This is a genomic window from Cedecea neteri (assembly GCF_000757825.1).
GTDB lineage: Bacteria > Pseudomonadota > Gammaproteobacteria > Enterobacterales > Enterobacteriaceae > Cedecea > Cedecea selenatireducens.
The window spans coordinates 3,207,340-3,225,225 of record NZ_CP009451.1; the positions used below are offsets into that span (position 1 = coordinate 3,207,340).

At 52.9% G+C, this 17,886-nt stretch carries 11 protein-coding genes, 1 tRNA gene and 1 pseudogene; 9 read left to right on the forward strand and 4 right to left on the reverse strand.

Going from position 1 to position 17,886, the window contains the following annotated elements:
* The first annotated feature begins 93 nt into the window (after positions 1-93).
* Entirely contained in the window at positions 94-1,734 is a 1,641-nt protein-coding gene (locus JT31_RS14890; protein ID WP_038478667.1) for a dihydroxyacetone kinase subunit DhaK, read from the forward strand.
* Positions 1,735-1,768: 34 nt separating this feature from the next.
* Here the strand turns inward: JT31_RS14890 and ahr are convergent, their stop codons facing one another.
* From ahr to JT31_RS14910, 4 genes are all read right to left on the reverse strand, one after another.
* Positions 1,769-2,788, reverse strand: coding sequence for an NADPH-dependent aldehyde reductase Ahr (ahr, locus tag JT31_RS14895; RefSeq protein WP_038478670.1), 1,020 nt, complete (start codon positions 2,786-2,788; stop codon positions 1,769-1,771).
* Between the two features lie 81 nt (positions 2,789-2,869).
* Complete coding sequence (locus tag JT31_RS14900; RefSeq protein ID WP_038478673.1) at positions 2,870-3,925, reverse strand: Gfo/Idh/MocA family protein; 1,056 nt, start codon at positions 3,923-3,925, stop codon at positions 2,870-2,872.
* A gap of 23 nt (positions 3,926-3,948) precedes the next feature.
* On the reverse strand, positions 3,949-4,527 hold the full coding sequence (locus tag JT31_RS14905; RefSeq protein WP_038478676.1) for a class I SAM-dependent methyltransferase: 579 nt from the start codon (positions 4,525-4,527) through the stop codon (positions 3,949-3,951).
* Positions 4,527-5,549 carry an HNH endonuclease gene (locus JT31_RS14910; RefSeq protein ID WP_038478678.1) on the reverse strand — a complete coding sequence of 341 codons (1,023 nt, stop codon included), beginning with the start codon at positions 5,547-5,549 and terminating at the stop codon, positions 4,527-4,529. Before JT31_RS14910 ends, JT31_RS14905 begins: the two co-directional genes overlap by 1 nt.
* Before the next feature lie 266 nt (positions 5,550-5,815).
* Here JT31_RS14910 and JT31_RS14915 point away from each other — a divergent pair.
* The 8 genes and pseudogenes from JT31_RS14915 (at position 5,816) to dpdG (ending at position 17,886) form a co-directional block, all read left to right on the forward strand.
* Positions 5,816-5,900, forward strand: a tRNA-Leu gene (locus JT31_RS14915).
* Between the two features lie 186 nt (positions 5,901-6,086).
* Positions 6,087-7,331 (forward strand): annotated as a pseudogene (locus tag JT31_RS14920) (tyrosine-type recombinase/integrase).
* Between the two features lie 436 nt (positions 7,332-7,767).
* On the forward strand, positions 7,768-8,724 hold the full coding sequence (locus JT31_RS23980) for a hypothetical protein (RefSeq protein ID WP_235212876.1): 957 nt from the start codon (positions 7,768-7,770) through the stop codon (positions 8,722-8,724).
* 73 nt (positions 8,725-8,797) lie between these two features.
* The gene (gene dpdA, locus JT31_RS14935) at positions 8,798-10,048 is read left to right on the forward strand and encodes a tRNA-guanine transglycosylase DpdA (RefSeq protein ID WP_038478681.1); all 1,251 of its coding nucleotides are present in this window, start codon (positions 8,798-8,800) and stop codon (positions 10,046-10,048) included.
* Positions 10,045-11,172, forward strand: coding sequence for a DGQHR domain-containing protein DpdB (gene dbpB / locus JT31_RS14940; RefSeq protein WP_038478684.1), 1,128 nt, complete (start codon positions 10,045-10,047; stop codon positions 11,170-11,172). The genes dpdA and dbpB overlap by 4 nt, the downstream gene beginning before the upstream one ends.
* 301 nt (positions 11,173-11,473) lie before the next feature.
* Entirely contained in the window at positions 11,474-14,524 is a 3,051-nt protein-coding gene (gene dpdE / locus JT31_RS14945; protein WP_038478687.1) for a protein DpdE, read from the forward strand.
* Positions 14,525-14,536: 12 nt separating this feature from the next.
* Positions 14,537-16,987 carry a protein DpdF gene (gene dpdF / locus JT31_RS14950; protein ID WP_038478692.1) on the forward strand — a complete coding sequence of 817 codons (2,451 nt, stop codon included), beginning with the start codon at positions 14,537-14,539 and terminating at the stop codon, positions 16,985-16,987.
* Positions 16,987-17,886, forward strand: coding sequence for a protein DpdG (gene dpdG, locus JT31_RS14955; protein ID WP_038478695.1), 900 nt, complete (start codon positions 16,987-16,989; stop codon positions 17,884-17,886). Before dpdF ends, dpdG begins: the two co-directional genes overlap by 1 nt.

The window sequence follows — 17,886 nt, forward strand, 5'->3', positions numbered from 1 at the left end:
GCACAAATTGAGCATCAGGATCTTCCCATGTTTACCTCGTCGACCCGCCAAAGGGCTATGCTTGGCAGACTTCACACAAAACCAGGGAAAGCTATGTCCAGATTCTTTTATAACGATCGTAAGCAACTGGTCAACGATGCCATCGAAGGCGTGATTGTCAGTTCCCGCTACCGCAACCTTGTGCGCCTGGATATCGATCCGGCGATTCGCGTGGTCGCTCGCAGCGACTGGGACAAAAGCAAAGTGGCGATTATCTCCGGCGGCGGCTCCGGCCACGAACCGGCGCACGTAGGCTTTGTTGGCAAAGGGATGCTGACCGCGGCGGTATGCGGCGACCTGTTTGCTTCGCCGAGCGTGGACGCGGTGCTGAACGCCATCGTGGGCGTCACCGGCGACCGTGGCTGCCTGCTGATCGTCAAAAACTACACCGGCGACAGGCTGAACTTTGGCCTTGCTGCCGAAAAAGCCAAAAAACACGGCCTGAAGGTCGAGATGGTGATCGTCGGCGACGACATCTCGCTGCCGGATAACAAACAGCCGCGCGGCATCGCCGGCACGGCATTAGTGCATAAAATTGCGGGCTTTGCCGCAGAGCAGGGCAAATCCCTCGGCGAAGTTCGGGACATCGCGCAAAAAGCCTGCGACAGCATTGCCAGCATGGGCGTGGCGATGCAAACCTGCAACCTGCCGGGCAGCGATGATACAGAAGGGCGCATTAAGGGCGGCCACGTCGAGCTTGGGCTGGGCATTCACGGCGAGCCGGGCGCCAGCACGGTGGATAGCCAAAACAGCAAAGAGGTGATTGCCACGTTGGCTAAGCATCTGCGTAAAGCCACCGGCAAGGAGAGCGACCTGGCGGTGTTGATCAACAACCTCGGCGGCGTCTCGTCGCTGGAGATGGCGCTGCTGACCAAAGAGCTGATGCACTCGGATCTTGGCTCACAGATCAAATACCTGATCGGCCCTGCACCGCTGGTGAGCGCCCTCGATATGAAAGGTTTTTCGCTCTCCACCATTAAGCTGACCCCGGACTTTATAAAGGCGCTGGAGTCAGACGTGGAAACCGCAGGCTGGCAGCCGATGGTGAAGTACCACAAGATGCCGGAGCAGAAGCAGAGCGCCATCCGCGAAGATCGCGAAGTGAAGCCTTCCGCTAACGACGAAGTGAAAGCCCTGGTGGCGAGCGTGACCAAAACGCTTATCGGGCAGGAAAACCACCTCAACGCGCTGGACGCCAAAGTGGGCGATGGCGATACCGGCTCAACCTTTGCCGAAGGCGCGCGCGACATTGCGAACCTGAACGACAAAGGCAAGCTGCCGCTGAACGACGCCGCCGCGCTGCTGGGGCTGGTGGGCGAGCGGCTGGCAACGGTGATGGGCGGTTCCAGCGGGGTGCTGATGTCTATCTTCTTCACCGCCGCCGGGCAGAAAGTGGGCGAGAGGCAGCCGCTGGCCGAGTCCCTGCTGTTTGGCCTGGCGCAGATGAAGCGCTACGGCGGCGCGGACCTGGGCGACAGAACGCTGATCGATGCTCTGGAACCGGCGCTGGAGGCATTGAGAGATAAAGATCTTAAAGCCGCTGCGAAGGCAGCAGAGAAGGGCGCGGACGACACGGCGAAGATGCAAAAGGCCAACGCCGGGCGCTCGTCCTACGTGAACAGCGATAACCTGGATGGGGTGAAAGATCCGGGCGCAGTCGCCGTGGCTGCGGTATTTGCCGGGCTGGTGAAGTAACTAAAAAGGCTCCCGTTTGGGAGCCTTTATCACATCAGAAATCTGACTTCAGCACCACGCGGTAGCGGGCTTTGCCGTCGCGCACGTGCTGGATGGCCTCGTTGATTTTCGACATCGGGTACAGCTCGATTTGCGGCTGAACCTTCGCGCGGCCCGCCAGCTTCATAAGCGAACGCAGCTCGTGCGGGGAGCCGGTTGCCGACCCGGAGATGCTACGGTCCCCGGCAATCAGGGTGAAGGCCGGCACCTCGAACGGCTTCATCACCGCGCCAACCGTGTGGAAGTTGCCGCCCCAGGCCAGCGCCTTGAAGTACGGCATCCAGTCCAGATCGACATTGACGGTATTAATGATCAGATCGAACTGGCCCGCCAGCGCGGTTAACGCCTCTGGATCGCGGCTGTTCACCACTTTATCCGCGCCCATCGCCAGCACTTCTTCTTTTTTGGACGGGTTAGAGCTGAACGCCGTCACCTCGCAGCCCATGGCGTGCAGCAGCTTGATGGCGATATGCCCGAGGCCGCCGATGCCGATCACGCCCACGCGGCTGGTGGCGGTGATGTGGTGCATCAGCAGCGGTTTAAACACCGTGATGCCGCCGCACAGCAGCGGCCCGGCGGATTCAGTATCAATCGACTCCGGCAGTGGGATCGCCCATTGCCAGTCCACGCGAATTTTATCGGCGAAGCCGCCGCGGTTCACGATGGTCGGCACGCTACCTTGCTGGCAGTTGATCTGGCTGCCGCTGATACAGGCGTCGCAGTGGCCGCAGCTTCTCGCCGTCCAGCCGATGCCCACGCGTTGCCCAACTTTCAGCCCTTTACTCTGTGCCGCCGAGCCCAGCGCATGCACGCGGCCAATCACCTCATGCCCGGCGACCAGCGGATACTGCGAGAACCCCCATTCGTTGTCGATCATCGACAGATCCGAATGGCAGATACCGCAGTATTCGACCTTAACTTCGACATCTTCCGGCAGCAGATCGCCCGCGTCGAAATCCTGAAGCTCCAGCTCCGCACCGGCCTTTGGCGCGGCATAACTTTTGATGACAGACATTCGCTCTTCCTCTGTGTTGGCTCTGCAACCAGTTTAGAACATTGCGCGAGACTGGAACCTGGTGGAATGTGCCCTGACGCGCTAAAGCGTTACCCAGCCACCGCCCTGCTCAGCCGAAGCATAAAGCGCGGCGACGATCTGCTGCACGACATAACCCTGTTCGGCATCGGCCACCATTGCCGCCTCGCCCTGAACACGGCGCACAAAGCTCTCCATGGCGCGGAAATGACGACGGTCGTCGGCGGCTTCGCGGCGCTGGAGCGTTTCCAGCTTGCCGTCTCGATCATGGTAAATATGGGCCGGGAACAGCGTGGCACCGGCGCGTTCACCGCAGAACTCGATGTTCATTTGCGAGGTTTCTTCCACGTTGAGGATAAAGGAGGTGTCCAGCCGCAGAATGCCGCCGCCCTCGAACTCGACCACGCCAAACAGCGCGTCTTCCACCGTATAAAGAGCCGGGTCCCACTCACCAAACTGACCGCTGTTTTTACTGTTGCCCAGCCTGCGGAAGCTGTGGGCCATCACCCGATTCACCTTTGGGAAGCTGAGCACGTAAAGCGCGGCGTCCAGCATATGGATGCCGAGATCGATCAGCGGGCCGCCGCCCTGTGAATCCTTGCTGATGAAATTCCCCCACGACGGTACGCCGCTGCGGCGCAGCGCTTTGGCCGTGGTGACATAGACATCGCCCAGCTCACCGGCCTGAACCTGCTCGCGCAGCAGGGCGCTGTCTTGCGCAAAGCGATGGTGGAAGTTGTAGGCCAGCACCCGATTCGCATTTTGCGCCGCCCGCCGCATTTCGTCGGCCTGTGCCACCGTCATCGCCGGAGGCTTCTCGCAAAGCACATGGCAACCGGCCTCCAGCGCCTGCATCACGTGTTCGTAGTGCAGAATATTGGGCGAGCAAACGCTGACGATCTCCGGCTTCGCCTCACGCAGCATCTGCCCGACATCGTCATACGCCGCCGGAATGCCGAGCTTATCCGCAAACGCCCGAGTACGCGCCAGGTCGCGCCCGCAGGCCGCCACCAAAATCAGCAATGGATTGGTAGCGTAGTAAGCCGCGTGAACGTTCTCGGCGATCTGTCCCGGCCCGATGATGGCAACTCTGAGGGGGGACGTGGTGGGGTTGGGCATGGTTGATAGCTCCGGTGAGTAGGTTAGCGACGAGTAAGTATCACGTTCAGCCATATCTCATCGCGATCGGGGCGAACATCGCGGGTGAGCCATTGCTCTGCTATCTCCAGATCGGGCAGATCCTTTAACAAGGCTGTTAGCCTTGCCTCGTTGATATCGGTAAAGCTGCGGCCATCCTTCTCGCGCTCGCTATCGCCATATTTAAACGAAAAGTACCAGATGCCACCGGGTTTTAAGGCCGCCGCCAGCTTCTGCATTACGCCGGGTAGCTCCGCATAAGGCAGATGCAGCAGCGAGGCGCAGCACCAGATGCCGCCGTATTCTTCACCGGCCTCTACGTCAGCAAAAGTCATTTTCTTCACCGGCAGGCCGCTATGCTCCCGTGCCAGCGCCACCAGTTCAGAAGACGCATCGAAGGCATCGACCTGGTAGCCCATCTGCGTGAAGGCCAGCGCGTCCCGCCCGGAGCCGCAACCTGCATCCAGCACTTTTGCGTGGGCAGGCAGGCGGCTGGTAAACGCTTCATACAGCGAGGACATATCCACGTTTACCGTGCCTTCGAAGAACGTTTGGGCGTGAATCTGGTAATAACTGGAGTTCATCAGAGAATCAGTTCCTTCTGCACAGGCGGTTGCCAGATTTGCAGGCGGCAGGCATGCGCCTCGTTCCACCTGTCGTTTAAAAATGCTCTGCGTTTCGCCTCATTATTACCCGTCTGGTTGATGATTGCTTCATGCAGCGGCAGGCGGCTGTTAATGAAATATTCATTGCGGGCGTGGAGCCGGTACAGCAGATCGATGTGTGGCACTCTGGCAAACTTGCCTTGTTCACCCCGGTTGCAGCTCTGGCAGGCAAGAACAAGGTTCCAGACGCCGTTGAGGTTAGTCCCCGGCATACCATGCTGAGCAACCAGCGGCAGGAAATGATCGACATCCGCCAGCAGCGGGTGACCGGTTTCGAGGCTGACAGGGGCGTGGCAGTAGAAGCAATGGCCTTTCTGGTAGCAGTTCAGGCTGTTACGGCAGTTGGTTAGCGTGATGCGGCTGTTGGCTAGCTGGGTAAATAGCGTTTCCTGCTGTGGATCGAAATGCACGTCCAGCAGTTGCGCAGGCAGGCTCATCTCCCAGGCTTTCTCGACCAGACGCCAGCGGGCATCGGTTTCATGAATCAGGCTGTGAAACTGCGATGTCTCCGTCAGCCGGTAAAAATCATCCGTCAGACGAATGCCCTGGCTGCTCCGTACCTCGTTGATAAAAAACTGCTTATCAATTTGGCTGCCGCTGACGTTATGAAAGGCGTCCAGCACCACTTTAAAGCCGTGTTTCACCGTCGCCTGAATCAGCTGGCTATGCGAAATCTCACCGTTGTTGTACTGGACGGCTGCGGTTAAAAATGGCCCCTGTTTGCTCATATTGAGCGTCTGCTTTGGCGCTAGCTTCAGATGCTCGCAGATATGTTTGCTGAACGGCACAGCTAAATCTTCCAGCATCACCAGCGTGTTATTGCGCTCGACGTCGTACAGCGCATGGGCCAGCGCAAACTTGTAGGTGGCGAAGTTGTTCCCAAAGAGGATCACGCCCCGCCAGTAGTTTTCCAGCGCAGGATCGACCTGGTAAAAACGCATACGTTTTCCTGGTTACGGTTTGCTAGTGCAAAGGGAGATGGGTACGAGAACCCGTAACTGGATCACATAACAAATGAAAGATGATGTAAACCGTAGAGCGATAGATTTACTGAATATGTGAAGTGAGGGAGGGCTTGTCAGGTGGGCAGGGCAGAGCAAAGGGGAACGCTGAAAAATTCAGCACTTAACGAGACTTACGTGCAGCACTGCTTGCATGGCGGCCAGCGACAGGTATAATCCACAACGTTTCCGCATACCCCTTCAGTGCCGAAGTGGCGAAATCGGTAGACGCAGTTGATTCAAAATCAACCGTAGAGATACGTGCCGGTTCGAGTCCGGCCTTCGGCACCATAAGTATGTAAATGGACCTCAACTGAGGTCTTTTTTTATGCCTGAAATCCAGTATTTACCCATCATTCCCGCTATATTAACTCTCTCAAGGTCAACCGACTTCAACGTACATCTACCAACAGATGTTGGTATAGATGATGGTATTTCCGGTTCGATAATGCTTGTACCAACAGGGAGGGGATAAGCATGGCGTTAACAGATATCAAGGTCAGAACAGCCAAGCCAACGGGTAAGCAATATAAGCTGACCGATGGTAGTGGTATGCATCTGCTTGTTCATCCTAATGGTTCTAAGTATTGGCGTTTGCAGTACCGTTTTGCAGGTAAGCAAAAGATGTTGGCTTTAGGGGTATATCCTGAAGTTTCTCTTGCAGATGCCAGAGCTCGTCGTGATGAGGCTCGTAAGTTGTTGGCAAACGGCATCGATCCGGGAGACAAAAAGAAAAGCGATAAGGTTGAGCAAGAAGACGCTCGCACTTTTGAACAGCTTGCAGTTGAGTGGCATGCAACGAATAAAAAGTGGTCGGAAGAACATAGCCGACGAGTACTGAAAAGTCTGGAGGACAATCTTTTTCCAGCTATTGGCAAACGTAATATTGCCGAACTTAAAACACGGGATTTGTTAGCCCCAATAAAAGCCGTAGAGATGTCTGGACGTCTTGAGGTTGCATCACGACTGCAACAGCGAACTACCGTAATTATGCGTTATGCCGTGCAGAGCGGTTTACTTGACTACAATCCCGCGCAGGAGATGGTTGGTGCCGTTGTTTCAAGTAACCAGCAGCATCGACCTGCATTGGAGTTGAAGCGAACTCCTGAACTCCTTCAGCGTATTGATAGTTATACCGGTAGGCCTTTGACTCGTCTTGCCGTTGAACTAACGCTCCTTGTCTTCATTCGTTCCAGTGAACTGCGTTTTGCTCGTTGGTCAGAGATTGATTTTGAAACATCTATGTGAACGATTTCAGCTGAGCGAGAAGCGATTGAAGGGGTAAAGCATTCACATCGAGGTTCGAAGATGCGGACTCCACATCTTGTTCCTTTGTCGCAGCAGGCTCTAGACATTCTGGAAAAGATTAAAAGCATTAGTGAGAATCGAGAACTGATTTTTGTAGGTGATCATGATCCGCGTAAACCCATGAGTGAGAATACGGTGAATAAGGTTTTGCGAGTGATGGGCTATGACTCAAAAACGGAAGTTTGTGGGCATGGTTTTAGGACGATTGCATGTAGTTCATTGATAGAATCGGGATTGTGGTCGAGGGATGCAGTAGAGCGGCAGATGAGCCATATGGAGCGTAACTCAGTGCGTGCGGCTTATATTCATAAGGCTGAACATCTGGATGAGCGCAGGCTGATGCTGCAGTGGTGGGCTGATTTTTTGGATATGAATAGGGAAAGGGAAGTTAGTCCTTATGACTTTGGCAAGTAATCTAATTCCTGATGCTTGCTATGTTCGAATTTGAAAAGCCAGCTTGAACTATAACCCATACTTTTTTATAACTGTATTATTCTGGCGACTCAGAGGTGCACTATGAAAACTTTCGATACCCAACTTGCGATGAGCATTGTATCGCACTCAACGGGAGGTTTTAGTTATGACACTCTTGCTAGGGCCTTGATTTCTTTAAATAAAGATGAAAATTCTGATGTCCTTCTTGAGTCATGTCGAAATTTTTGTCTCTCTCTTGAGGAAAAAGGTATTCTGAGGCGATGCCAAAAATGTGCTCATTCTCAAGATGAGTATTTCGAGTATATTTCTCACTAACATCAGTCCCTGAAAATTTTTTCAGGGACTGATGACTCCGTTCTTGTCATCCCCTTTTTTCTCCTGTAGCTTGTGTAACACGATTCTGGGGGGGGCGATTGTGAGCAACATCAACTTAATAACAACATGTACAAACGGCAAACACTACGGTAGTAGGGATATATTGAGTCTGAGTCAATTTTCATCAGGCCGAATCCCTTCAGATGTGCTCATGAATTCTTGGTGCAATGCTCTGAATGAAGCCATTTCTACATCTGTAACTATATGTACAGAGGATCTTTATAAAGGTGGGCACTGGGCGACGGCTAAAGCTATTTTAGATAATTATCCTATTGATTTATGGGTTCTTTCTGCTGGTTTAGGTCTCCTTCACCATAAAGATAATGTTGTACCTTATAAAGCGACCTTTGCTGTTGGATATGACGAATCAATACCATTGTATTCTCAAGAATATGTAGGGAAAAGTTTTCATAGAACATGGTGGAAAGAAATAACCAATAGATCTATTTTTAAATCTAAGCATCCTACATCTATTGTAGAGTTAATGAAAAAAAGAAAAAAAGACTATTATATTATTTGTGGTTCTCCAGATTATATTAATGCAATTGAACTGGATATCATTAATGGTCTTGAGTATCTGGTTGATGCAAAAAAACAACTGATTGTTATAACTTCCAAAAAAATTAATAGTAGGCTGAATGCATACCTTTTCAAAACCAACCAAAATATAGCTCAGTGGTTGAGATGCAATATGCTTATGCTTAATATCAGCGTGGCAAAATACATTGTGAAAGAATTTACGTCAAAACAACTCAATGATTTAAATGAGTTATCTCAGAAGTTAATAGAAGAATTCAAGGCGTTACCTGAGCGTGAAGTGAAAAAAGGAATTCGTCGTAGCCCGGAGGAAGTTAAGTCTTTCATTTTAAAACTTATGGAACAAAATCCTGGTATCAGTGCAACACATGCGTTGCGTGAATTTCGTGACTCGGGAAATTCATTTGAGGAAAAACGTTTTCGGGCTGAGTTTAAGGTCCTGAGAGAGGCTAAACCTTAATGCTACTTGCCTGGGTTTCATGGTAGAATCCCCAGCTTTTTGAGGCTTTGCAGTGGCGTCACAGGAGAGTAAGTTGTCGAAGCTAAAGTATTTTTTCCCTGATAGTCAGGATTTTATCGATCCCAGTTTCGACTTCCTCCGCGAAACACGTAACGAACATCGCGTGCGCCAACGTGACGATCATTATCCGCATGAGGTTTTTCCTCATCCTTACGATGGTATGCTGGTTTCTAAAGCTGTAGTCGATGGTCTTGGCGGTGGCGAGAGCAAATATACCCGTGCCCAGCGTTTGCGTTACTTCCGTAATGGAATGAAGCATTTTTTCCGCCTGCCGGAAAATATGGAAACTATGGGTGATTGCGGAGCCTTCACCTATGTTAATCAGGATGTCCCGCCATACCGTGTGGAAGAGGTGATTGAGTTCTACGAAACTTCTCGCTTTAACCATGGCGTTTCTCTCGATCATATCGTTTTTGGCTATGAGAAACCTGGTGAGGTATTCAGTGGCGAAGTGTTGGCTGAATGTCGTCGACGCCAGGATATTACGCTGACCCTGGCTCAAGAGTTTTTGAACAAGTCTCAAAAGTCCTGTTTCACTGCCTTTGGCGTTGCACATGGATGGAGCAAAACCTCCTACCGTCAGTCTGTAGAGGCCTTGCTGGCCATGGGATACAAAAATATCACCATGGGGGGGATGGTGCCGTTGAAAACGGCGCAGATCCTTGAGACTCTCGAAGAGATTAAACCTCTGCTGAAAAGTGATACACGTGTTCACTTGCTTGGTATTGCCCGTCCAGAGAGTTTCGCCGACTTTATCAAGTTTGGTGTGACCAGTATTGACTCGACTACACCGCTTCAGCAGGCCTTCAAAGATCGAAAAAATAACTACCATATGCCCGATGGCCCGGCCTATACCGCTGTGCGTGTCCCTCAGTTTGATGCGAATCCAAGTTTGAGTCGCAAAATAAAATCTGGCGTGATTGATCAGGATATTGCTCGGCATCTGGAAAAGGATGCCATGAATGCCCTGTTCGAATACGATAAAGGGGCTTTGTCCCTTGAGAAAACTCTTGGGGCAGTACTGGCTTATGAACGCCTGCATTCAGGTGAAAAAGAGGCCGATAAAATCCGTGCGGATTATGAACGCACACTGGGTGAACGTCCCTGGAAACAGTGCCAATGCAATATTTGCCAGGCTATCGGTATCAACGTCATCATTTTCCGTGGAGCAGAACGCAACCGTCGCCGCGGTTTCCATAATATTCAGGTGTTGTACAACCGTTTACAGCACACATTGTCATTACGCTCAGAGGAACTGTCATGAGTGAGTATCGTGTTCCCGCCCTGCGAATCCGACAGGGTGAGGAGAGGCAACTCTATAGCCTTGCGATAGAAGGTAAACAAATTAGCAAAATTGCAGCAATTTCACGTATCCGTCGTGGCGAAGAGAGTCTGGTTGGTTATCAGCGTCCAGAAGTACGTAACCATATTCGCGAAATTCAGCGCTACATTGAGAGCGCAAATCCGATGATACCAAACCCGGTGATTATCGCTTTTGATAAGCGTGTGCGTTTTGAGCCGCTTACAGATAATGGCGATATGGGACATCTGATAATACCTTTCTCCGAAGATAAGGATTTTGAGAAGCCAGGTTTTATTGTGGATGGTCAACAACGTACCGCTGCTTTGCGGGATGCGGAAATCGACTCATTTATGATGCCGGTCTCCGCTTTCATTGCTAATGACGCGGAAGAACAGCGTGAACAGTTCATGCTGGTTAACTCCACAAAACCGTTGCCAAAAACGTTGTTATACGAACTGGCACCGCATACCCACGGTCGTTTGCCATCCGATCTGCAAATGCGCAAGTTTCCTTCACTGCTAACTCAACGACTGAACTTCGGCGAAGGTCCACTCGCAGGGCGCATCAAAACGGCGACCAATCCTGATGGGGTTATTGCTGACAACTCGATGATCAAAATGATCGATGCTAGTCTTCGTGAGGGAGCATTGTATCGCTTCCGTGACCCTGCGACAGGGTTGGGGGATGAAGGGAAGATGGTGAAACTGCTGAATAACTTCTGGTCGGCGGTGGAAACTGTGTTTACTGATGACTGGGATAAAAAGCCTCGTTATTCCCGCTTGTTACATGGCGTTGGTATTCTTGCGCTTGGCAGCTTGATGGATGAAATCGATCAGGTTCATCAGGACTATAAAGGTGAACCAGGCTGGACTGAGATCCCTTCCTATACTCGTTTTGTCGAAGAGTTAAACCGTATTAAGCCGCTTTGTGCATGGAGTAGTGGCGTGTGGAACTTCGGCACAGATGTTGATGGTCAGCCTATTGTTCGTAAATGGAATGAACTGCAAAATCTTTCAAAAGATATATCTTTGGTTACTGATTATCTGGTAACCAATTATATTAAAGTAGCTAACGCTGACATTTAAGATATAAGTAAAATCTAAAGCCTCATATTGTTAAATGGAGGCTTTATTTTTTAATGAAATAATTTCATGGTGGAATTAGTGGGGGTGTATATAAGAATTGTTTAACTTTATTTAATATGATGGCATTAACTGATTGATTTAAATATCTAAAATTTGTGATCGAGATCACCTACCAATTTACGTAGTGGCCCGGCCTCTCCTTCCAGCAGATTTGCTTCATTGGCTCATTCGCCGTATATTCATTATAGATTTATTCGTTTTTTGCGAATTACTTTCACTTCCTGACTACTTAAAAATCATAATGACTACACATACTGGCGCGTTTTCTGAAGGTGACCTAGTAATATCGCCATTATTTGACGGTATTGCTAAAATTATTAGTATTCTCTCTACTGAGCGTGCAGAGATAGCCTGGTTCTACTCCCCTTTAGAAGAGGAGGTTAACCATCAGGAGGTGGAGGTTCGCGCGCTTACGGCAGCGACGCTATATGAGGAAAGCACCGTTTATTTTCGCTCTCCCGATAGCGGCATCTGGTCCAGAGGCCGTTATGGCGGGCCTCGGCCCGGCAATAAGCACCTACTGATTATCCGTACGGGAGATAATGCGGTCGTTGATATGGCGGAGATGTACTACCCCAATTATGGGCAGGGGCAGGCAATGAATCCGGCTCATTTTCTGGCGGCACGTTCAAATGACGCCCCCTATTTCTACCCGCTAAGGGAGCGATTTATTAGCGCCTGGATTAATCAACGGGCGGCCTGTCGTTCAATGTCTTCTCTCATAAGCAGTCGCGTCGAGATAGAGCCGCACCAAATTGCGGTTGTCAGGCGGATTTTGCAGGATCCGAATCCTAAATATCTGCTGGCCGATGAAGTCGGACTGGGCAAAACTATCGAAGCCGGGTTTGTAATCCGTGAACACGTGCTGGAGTGCAAACTTGATGCTCGGGTGCTGGTCGTTGTTCCTGGAGCCCTGCACGGGCAGTGGATGCAGGAGTTGATCGACCGCTTTGCGCTGCAGGATGTGATGCGGGGTGGACGACATCATCAGATTCGTATGTGCCAGCCGGATGAGATAGACGCTCCGGAACTGCTCGACTGGTGTCCAACGCTGGTCGTGATCGACGAAGCGCATCAGTTAGCCGCGCTCGCATGGTCCAGAGATGCTGGGGAGCGCACGCAATATAATGCGATGGCGGCATTGTGCCATCAGGCGCACATCGTGCTGATTCTGTCCGGGACGCCGATGCACGGTAACGAGCGTAACTTCCTGGCGATGCTGCACTGTATCAGCCCACAGGCATGGCAACTCAACCAACTGGGCATCGAGAAGTTTATACAGCGTGTGTCCGAACGTGAGCGATTAGGTGGGATCTATAGCGCCCTGACGCCAGAAACGCCGAACATGATGCTGGAAGAAAGTCTGAATGAATTGAGTGATTTGTTCGCGGACGATGCTCGCTTGCAGGAGTTAATCGACGCGTTACGCCCACACGTGGATTTCTTTGCGACTGACGAAAGTGAAGAACGAACGGAAGGCATCCTTGCACTTCGCTACTGGATCGGGGAGCACTATCGCCTGTTTCACCGCCTGCTGCGCAATCGTCGAGAAGATCCTTCGCTCATCTGCCTGTTCCCAGGGCTGGATGGACTGGAAAAAGTCACCTGGCCGGTCAGCGCCGAGCAGATCACGCTGGATGAAATCCTTGAAGCCTACCGCGAGGCTTCTCTGCGCAACCCTGAACGTTATCGGTATCAGAATGCGGATACGTTGACTGACTGGGTGGATGCACTGTTCCTCAGTCCGCTGACGCTATCTCGTCGCGCCAAAGAGTGCCAGACCATTGGTGCCGGTAGCGACGAGGAATTCCGTTTCCTCGAACAAATTATTGAAGTGGCTCAGCAGGAGCAACGCGTAAAAGATACAGTATTAATGGCGTGCTTAACCCACTGGTTTGAAACCAATCCAGAGGGTAAAGCGGTGATCTTCTGCGGTGAAAATCAGGAAGCGGCACACTTGGCCACCAAACTGGCTATCCAAGCACCCTGGCAGGTCGTCCGTCATACGCCTGAGGTGCTTATGCAAACGGAATTGCTGGATGGCACTTGGCAGGTGCTGATTTGCGATAAACGGGGTGAGGATGGACTGAACCTGCACGGCAAGCGTCGATTGGCCATTCACTACAGCCTAAGCCGCGACTTCAACCGGTTTGAGCAGCGATTGGGGCGTTTTAACCGTTACTGCGGTAACCTTCACGTTAAACCTGTGAAAAGTCTGGTGCTATTGCCGGAGCGTGAAGGTCTGACTGCCGACTGGTTGACGCTCCTGGATGAGGGGACCGGTCTGTTCAAGCGCAGCGTTGCCAGCCTGCAGTTTGTTCTGACGGAACAACTCGATGCCGTCTGGCGAGACTACGTCAGCCAGGGGCCTGAGGTATTCCGTGAGAAAATCGCACATCTGGCTGGTGAAGACGGCTTTGTTAATCAGGAACGTAAGCGGGTATTGGCGCAGGAGAACCTGCTGTCGATGGAGCACGAGGTGATTGCGGCTCGTGAGTTCTCCGAGCAACTGGCGGGTAAAGAAGAAGATGCCGATGCTCAGGCTGCCGATATGCTGAGGTGGATACGCAACGCGCTGGGCTTCAAACGTGAGAAATATGAAGAGGGTGGTTTCCGCCTGTGCTTTGAACGCGGACAGAATCAGCGCCAGACGCTGGTCGATGTGAAAACCTTCATCGACAACTGCCTGATCGGGCTAGACTTTTCGGAAGGATATCCGCCATCGACAGCGATGATGAGCCTGTCGCGCACGGAGGCGAGCAGCCAAAAGCTGGTGTATCCATTACGCTATGGTCAGCCCTTCGTGGAAACGGTCTGGCAGCTAATGCAGGCCGATCCACGAGGCGCCACGATGGCGCTGCTGCGGGTGTTGACCTCGCTCCCTCTAAAGCAGCCGCGCACCTATTTCCATTTCCAGTGGTTAACTGAAGCGAAGCACGACGGGGAGGATTCTCTGACGGCGCAGCGCTGTGGCGATGAGCGCTTCAGCCCGGTGGTGAATCAATTCTGGCTGGACGACAGCGGGAACTGCGCTGAACCACAGATTGTCGTTTCCCTGCTGGATAAGCCATACGATGAGGACGGCAACGTGTTGTTTCAGGATATCAACCTGCGTGAAGAGGTGTGGACGCAAATGCCGGACTGGTTTGAACCGTTCAACTGGAAGGCCACCGTCCTTGCCGTGAAAGAGCAGGCCTACCAGCAACTGCAGCAATCCTACGGCGATCAATCCGTGCGCCATCAGTTGCTGGCCATGAAAGCGATAGTGCTGTGTACCCGGGACATGTTGTAAACGGACGCATAAATGGATACTCAGTGGCTACAACTCCGTGCGGTGCTGAACGGCGAGCACGATGAAAAAGACGGGATTAGCGGGCAATTTTTTACCCGCCTCCTGTATTGTCTGGACGATGATGAGGCTGGAGAGAGCGACCGCCTGCATGCGTTCTATGATGCTTTGCAGTGCGCTCGGGTGCATGGTCTGGTTCCGTTAATGCTTCCGTATCGGCATCTAACGGAAAATGCCGCACTGAGCCGTTTTGGCCTGTGCCGGCATCGGGATTATCCCGGCGAACTCCTGCTGGAGCGGGGGGATGAAGCGCTGGATGCTAATTTGCTCGCGGTATGGCAGGGAGAAAAGCGCCGTTTTCTTGAGTCTCCCCCCCTGGATACTATTCTCCCCGCCGTACTCAATGATCCGCGTTACACGCACTACACCTCCGTCGGGCAGCAGCAGGCGGTGCGTACGGTACTGACCAGCCCGCAGGATAAGACGCTGTTGGTGAATCTGCCTACCGGGGCGGGGAAAACCTTTGTTATTCATGCCCAGATGCTGACATCACCCCGTCGGCACCTGACGCTGGTGATTGTCCCCACCGTGGCGTTGGCGATTGAACAAGCGTTGCGGGCGAAAGAGGTGATGCAGCGGGCAGGTCAGGATCACGGCGGGAGTTACGTCTGGCATAGCGGGCTTGGCCTCGAGGCGCGCAGCGAAATGAAGGTGCGACTGGCCGCGGGCGAGCAGCGGGTGCTGTTTTGCTCCCCGGAAGCGGCAACCGGCGGGCTGCTGCTGCTGCTCTTTTCACTGGCCCAGCGCAGCCTGCTTGGCGCGGTGATGGTGGACGAAGCGCACCTGATCGATCAGTGGGGGGCGGAATTCCGCCCAGAGTTCCAGCTGCTGGCGCCGCTGGTTAAGTCGCTGATGGCGACCTCACCGGAACCCATTAAAGTGGTTCTGCTGTCTGCGACTTTCAGCCAAAGTACGCAAGATACATTAAAGGCGTTGTTTGCGAGTTCACGTGCGGACGCCGTTATTGATATTAACGGTAGTTTTTTGCGCCCGGAGCCCGCCTGGTTTGTCAGCGAAGCCGCGGACTATGACGATTATCTCGTTCAGGTGGAAGCGGCCATCGCTCGTCTGCCGGCACCGATGATTATTTACACCACTGAAGTGGAGCAGGCGAAGTTCTGGCATCAGTACCTGCGTGGACGTGGCTACCGCCGCTGCGGTTTATTCCATGGCGCCACCCCAATGCACGAACGCGAAGGGCTGATTCATGCTTGGCGTGACGATGCGCTGGATATCATGATCGCTACGTCGGCCTTCGGCGTAGGGATGGACAAAAGCAATGTCCGTACAGTGCTGCATGTGGCGGTGCCGGAGAACTTCGATCGCCTCTATCAAGAGAGTGGTCGTGGCGGGCGTGATGGCAACGCTTCTGTTGCCCAGATTATTTTCCACCATCAGCAGTTGCGGGTGGCGCGTACCTTAAATCGCACCAAATTGATTGGTGCTGGTAAGGGTTTCTTGCGCTGGTCGAAAATGCACCAACTGCGTGAGCAGCACCGGCCAGGCCTCTTTACAGTGCCGTTATGGGCTAAGCACCACGATATCCGTATGGATTCACAGGGCAACGTCGACTGGAACCTGCGCACGCTGCTGTTGATGCAGCGAGCTGGGTTTATAGATATCGCCTATCCCGCGCCGGACTTGAGCACCATCAGTGCGGACGAGCGTGATGATGAGAAGGTACAGTCCTGGTTCGACAACTATTTCAGCCGTATTCAGGTTTCCGTTCGCCGTGACGGGCATCTCGACGAAACGCAGTGGCAAGCAAGTATTCAGGCGCATCGTGCACATGAACTCTCCATGCGCCAGCGCGGCTTTATCGTGCTAAGCGAATGGTTAAACGATCTGTCTAACCCGCTGTGCCAGCAGTTAGCGGAGTTTTATACCCTTGACGGCTACGTTCCCGAGCAGGCGTGTGGCGGGTGCCCTGCATGTCGTGAGCAGGGGCGGCCACCGTTTACTCCAACGCTTGGGCGGGTCTCTCATGTTGTCGGCAATGCGCAGCATGCGGCAGTCGGAAATGATCGGCGCGTTCGCTATCAGACCAACCTGACCACCCGACTACTGTTGCGCCAGTGGGCTGACTGGATTGCGCGCCTGCTGGCCGGTCATCAGGTACAGGCGATCCGGGCAAGCCAGAGCACGCTGAGCCTGCTGAGCGCGGTGCTGCCCGCAGGGTTACCGTTCTGGTGCTCGCTGGCGCCTGATGAAGAGAATAACAGCTGGCACGAACTGGTGCTGGTTCTTCCCGGGGAAGCGCTGCCTGAGCTGGATGTTTTTGCCAGCATCAACCGAATTATCGTCGCCCCTGAACAGCTGCAGGAGCCGGGCTATCGTGGTCGTCGCTGGTGGGAAGTCGATCAGGGTGCCGTGACGTTAGAACAATTTCAGAGGAACATTTTCTAGTGGCAATCACAAACAACACCGGTGCAGGAAGTCAGATCCGTCTGCTGTGTATGATCGATCGTGTGTTGAACAGACGAATGGGGGAGCCGATCGCTAAGACGGCATTGGTCGATCTGCTAAGGCCGGAGATGCTACCTGGGTCCACCGGGGCCAGAAAAAGGTTGCCGGCTGAAATTTCGTTCTGGGCTAAAGAGGGGCTGTGGAAGGTGGAAAAAGCCGGCCTTAGCCAGCAGTCGCCGCTGTGCAGCGAACGCGACCTGCCCAGTCGTGTGCTGCGCACCTTGATCAGCTCCGTAGAAACGGAACCGCTGCTGAGTGGAACCCGCGGCCAGCCATTTTTAATGAGCGTGACCTCAGTGCTGGCGCAGGATAAATATACCCTGCGCGGTAATGAGCCATTGACCAAAGATGCTGTACCGACGGCTGTTGGGCCAATGCTCCATAATCAAATGGCCGGCGTGGGTTGGCGCTATCTGAATTCCACTAACGAAGCGGAGCCGTTCCTCGACTACGCCTACTTCCTCGGTTTTACCGAACCGTATCTGGATGGCTGGGTGATGGACCCTACGCGTGCGATTGAAGGTGTGCTGGACAACCTACAACTGGCCTCGGCCACGCCAATTCAGCAGTTCCTTGATCGGCTGGCGGAGCATTTACCGATGCTGGACCGAGGAAAATACCGTGAGCTCGTGGAGCCGATGATTATCGCCGAAAACTGGCAGCCGCTGGAGGGGCGTATTATTAGCGCTTCGCTGAGTCAGGCGTTACTGCGCCTTGAACTGACCATGCAGTTAACTTTCAACACCCTATCTGATGATCCTTATGACTGGATACTGCAGGACACGAACGGCTCTCAGCGCCGTATTAGTACCGTTAGCGTCGGGGAGGCACGAAAATGA

Bases quoted from the DNA above. Each gene is read 5' to 3' on its own strand.
- JT31_RS14890 (WP_038478667.1), top strand. From the start codon at position 94: ATGTCCAGATTCTTTTATAACGATCGTAAGCAACTGGTCAACGATGCC.
- ahr (WP_038478670.1), bottom strand. From the start codon at position 2,788: ATGTCTGTCATCAAAAGTTATGCCGCGCCAAAGGCCGGTGCGGAGCTG.
- JT31_RS14900 (WP_038478673.1), bottom strand. From the start codon at position 3,925: ATGCCCAACCCCACCACGTCCCCCCTCAGAGTTGCCATCATCGGGCCG.
- JT31_RS14905 (WP_038478676.1), bottom strand. From the start codon at position 4,527: ATGAACTCCAGTTATTACCAGATTCACGCCCAAACGTTCTTCGAAGGC.
- JT31_RS14910 (WP_038478678.1), bottom strand. From the start codon at position 5,549: ATGCGTTTTTACCAGGTCGATCCTGCGCTGGAAAACTACTGGCGGGGC.
- dbpB (WP_038478684.1), top strand. From the start codon at position 10,045: ATGAGTGAGTATCGTGTTCCCGCCCTGCGAATCCGACAGGGTGAGGAG.
- dpdE (WP_038478687.1), top strand. From the start codon at position 11,474: ATGACTACACATACTGGCGCGTTTTCTGAAGGTGACCTAGTAATATCG.
- dpdF (WP_038478692.1), top strand. From the start codon at position 14,537: ATGGATACTCAGTGGCTACAACTCCGTGCGGTGCTGAACGGCGAGCAC.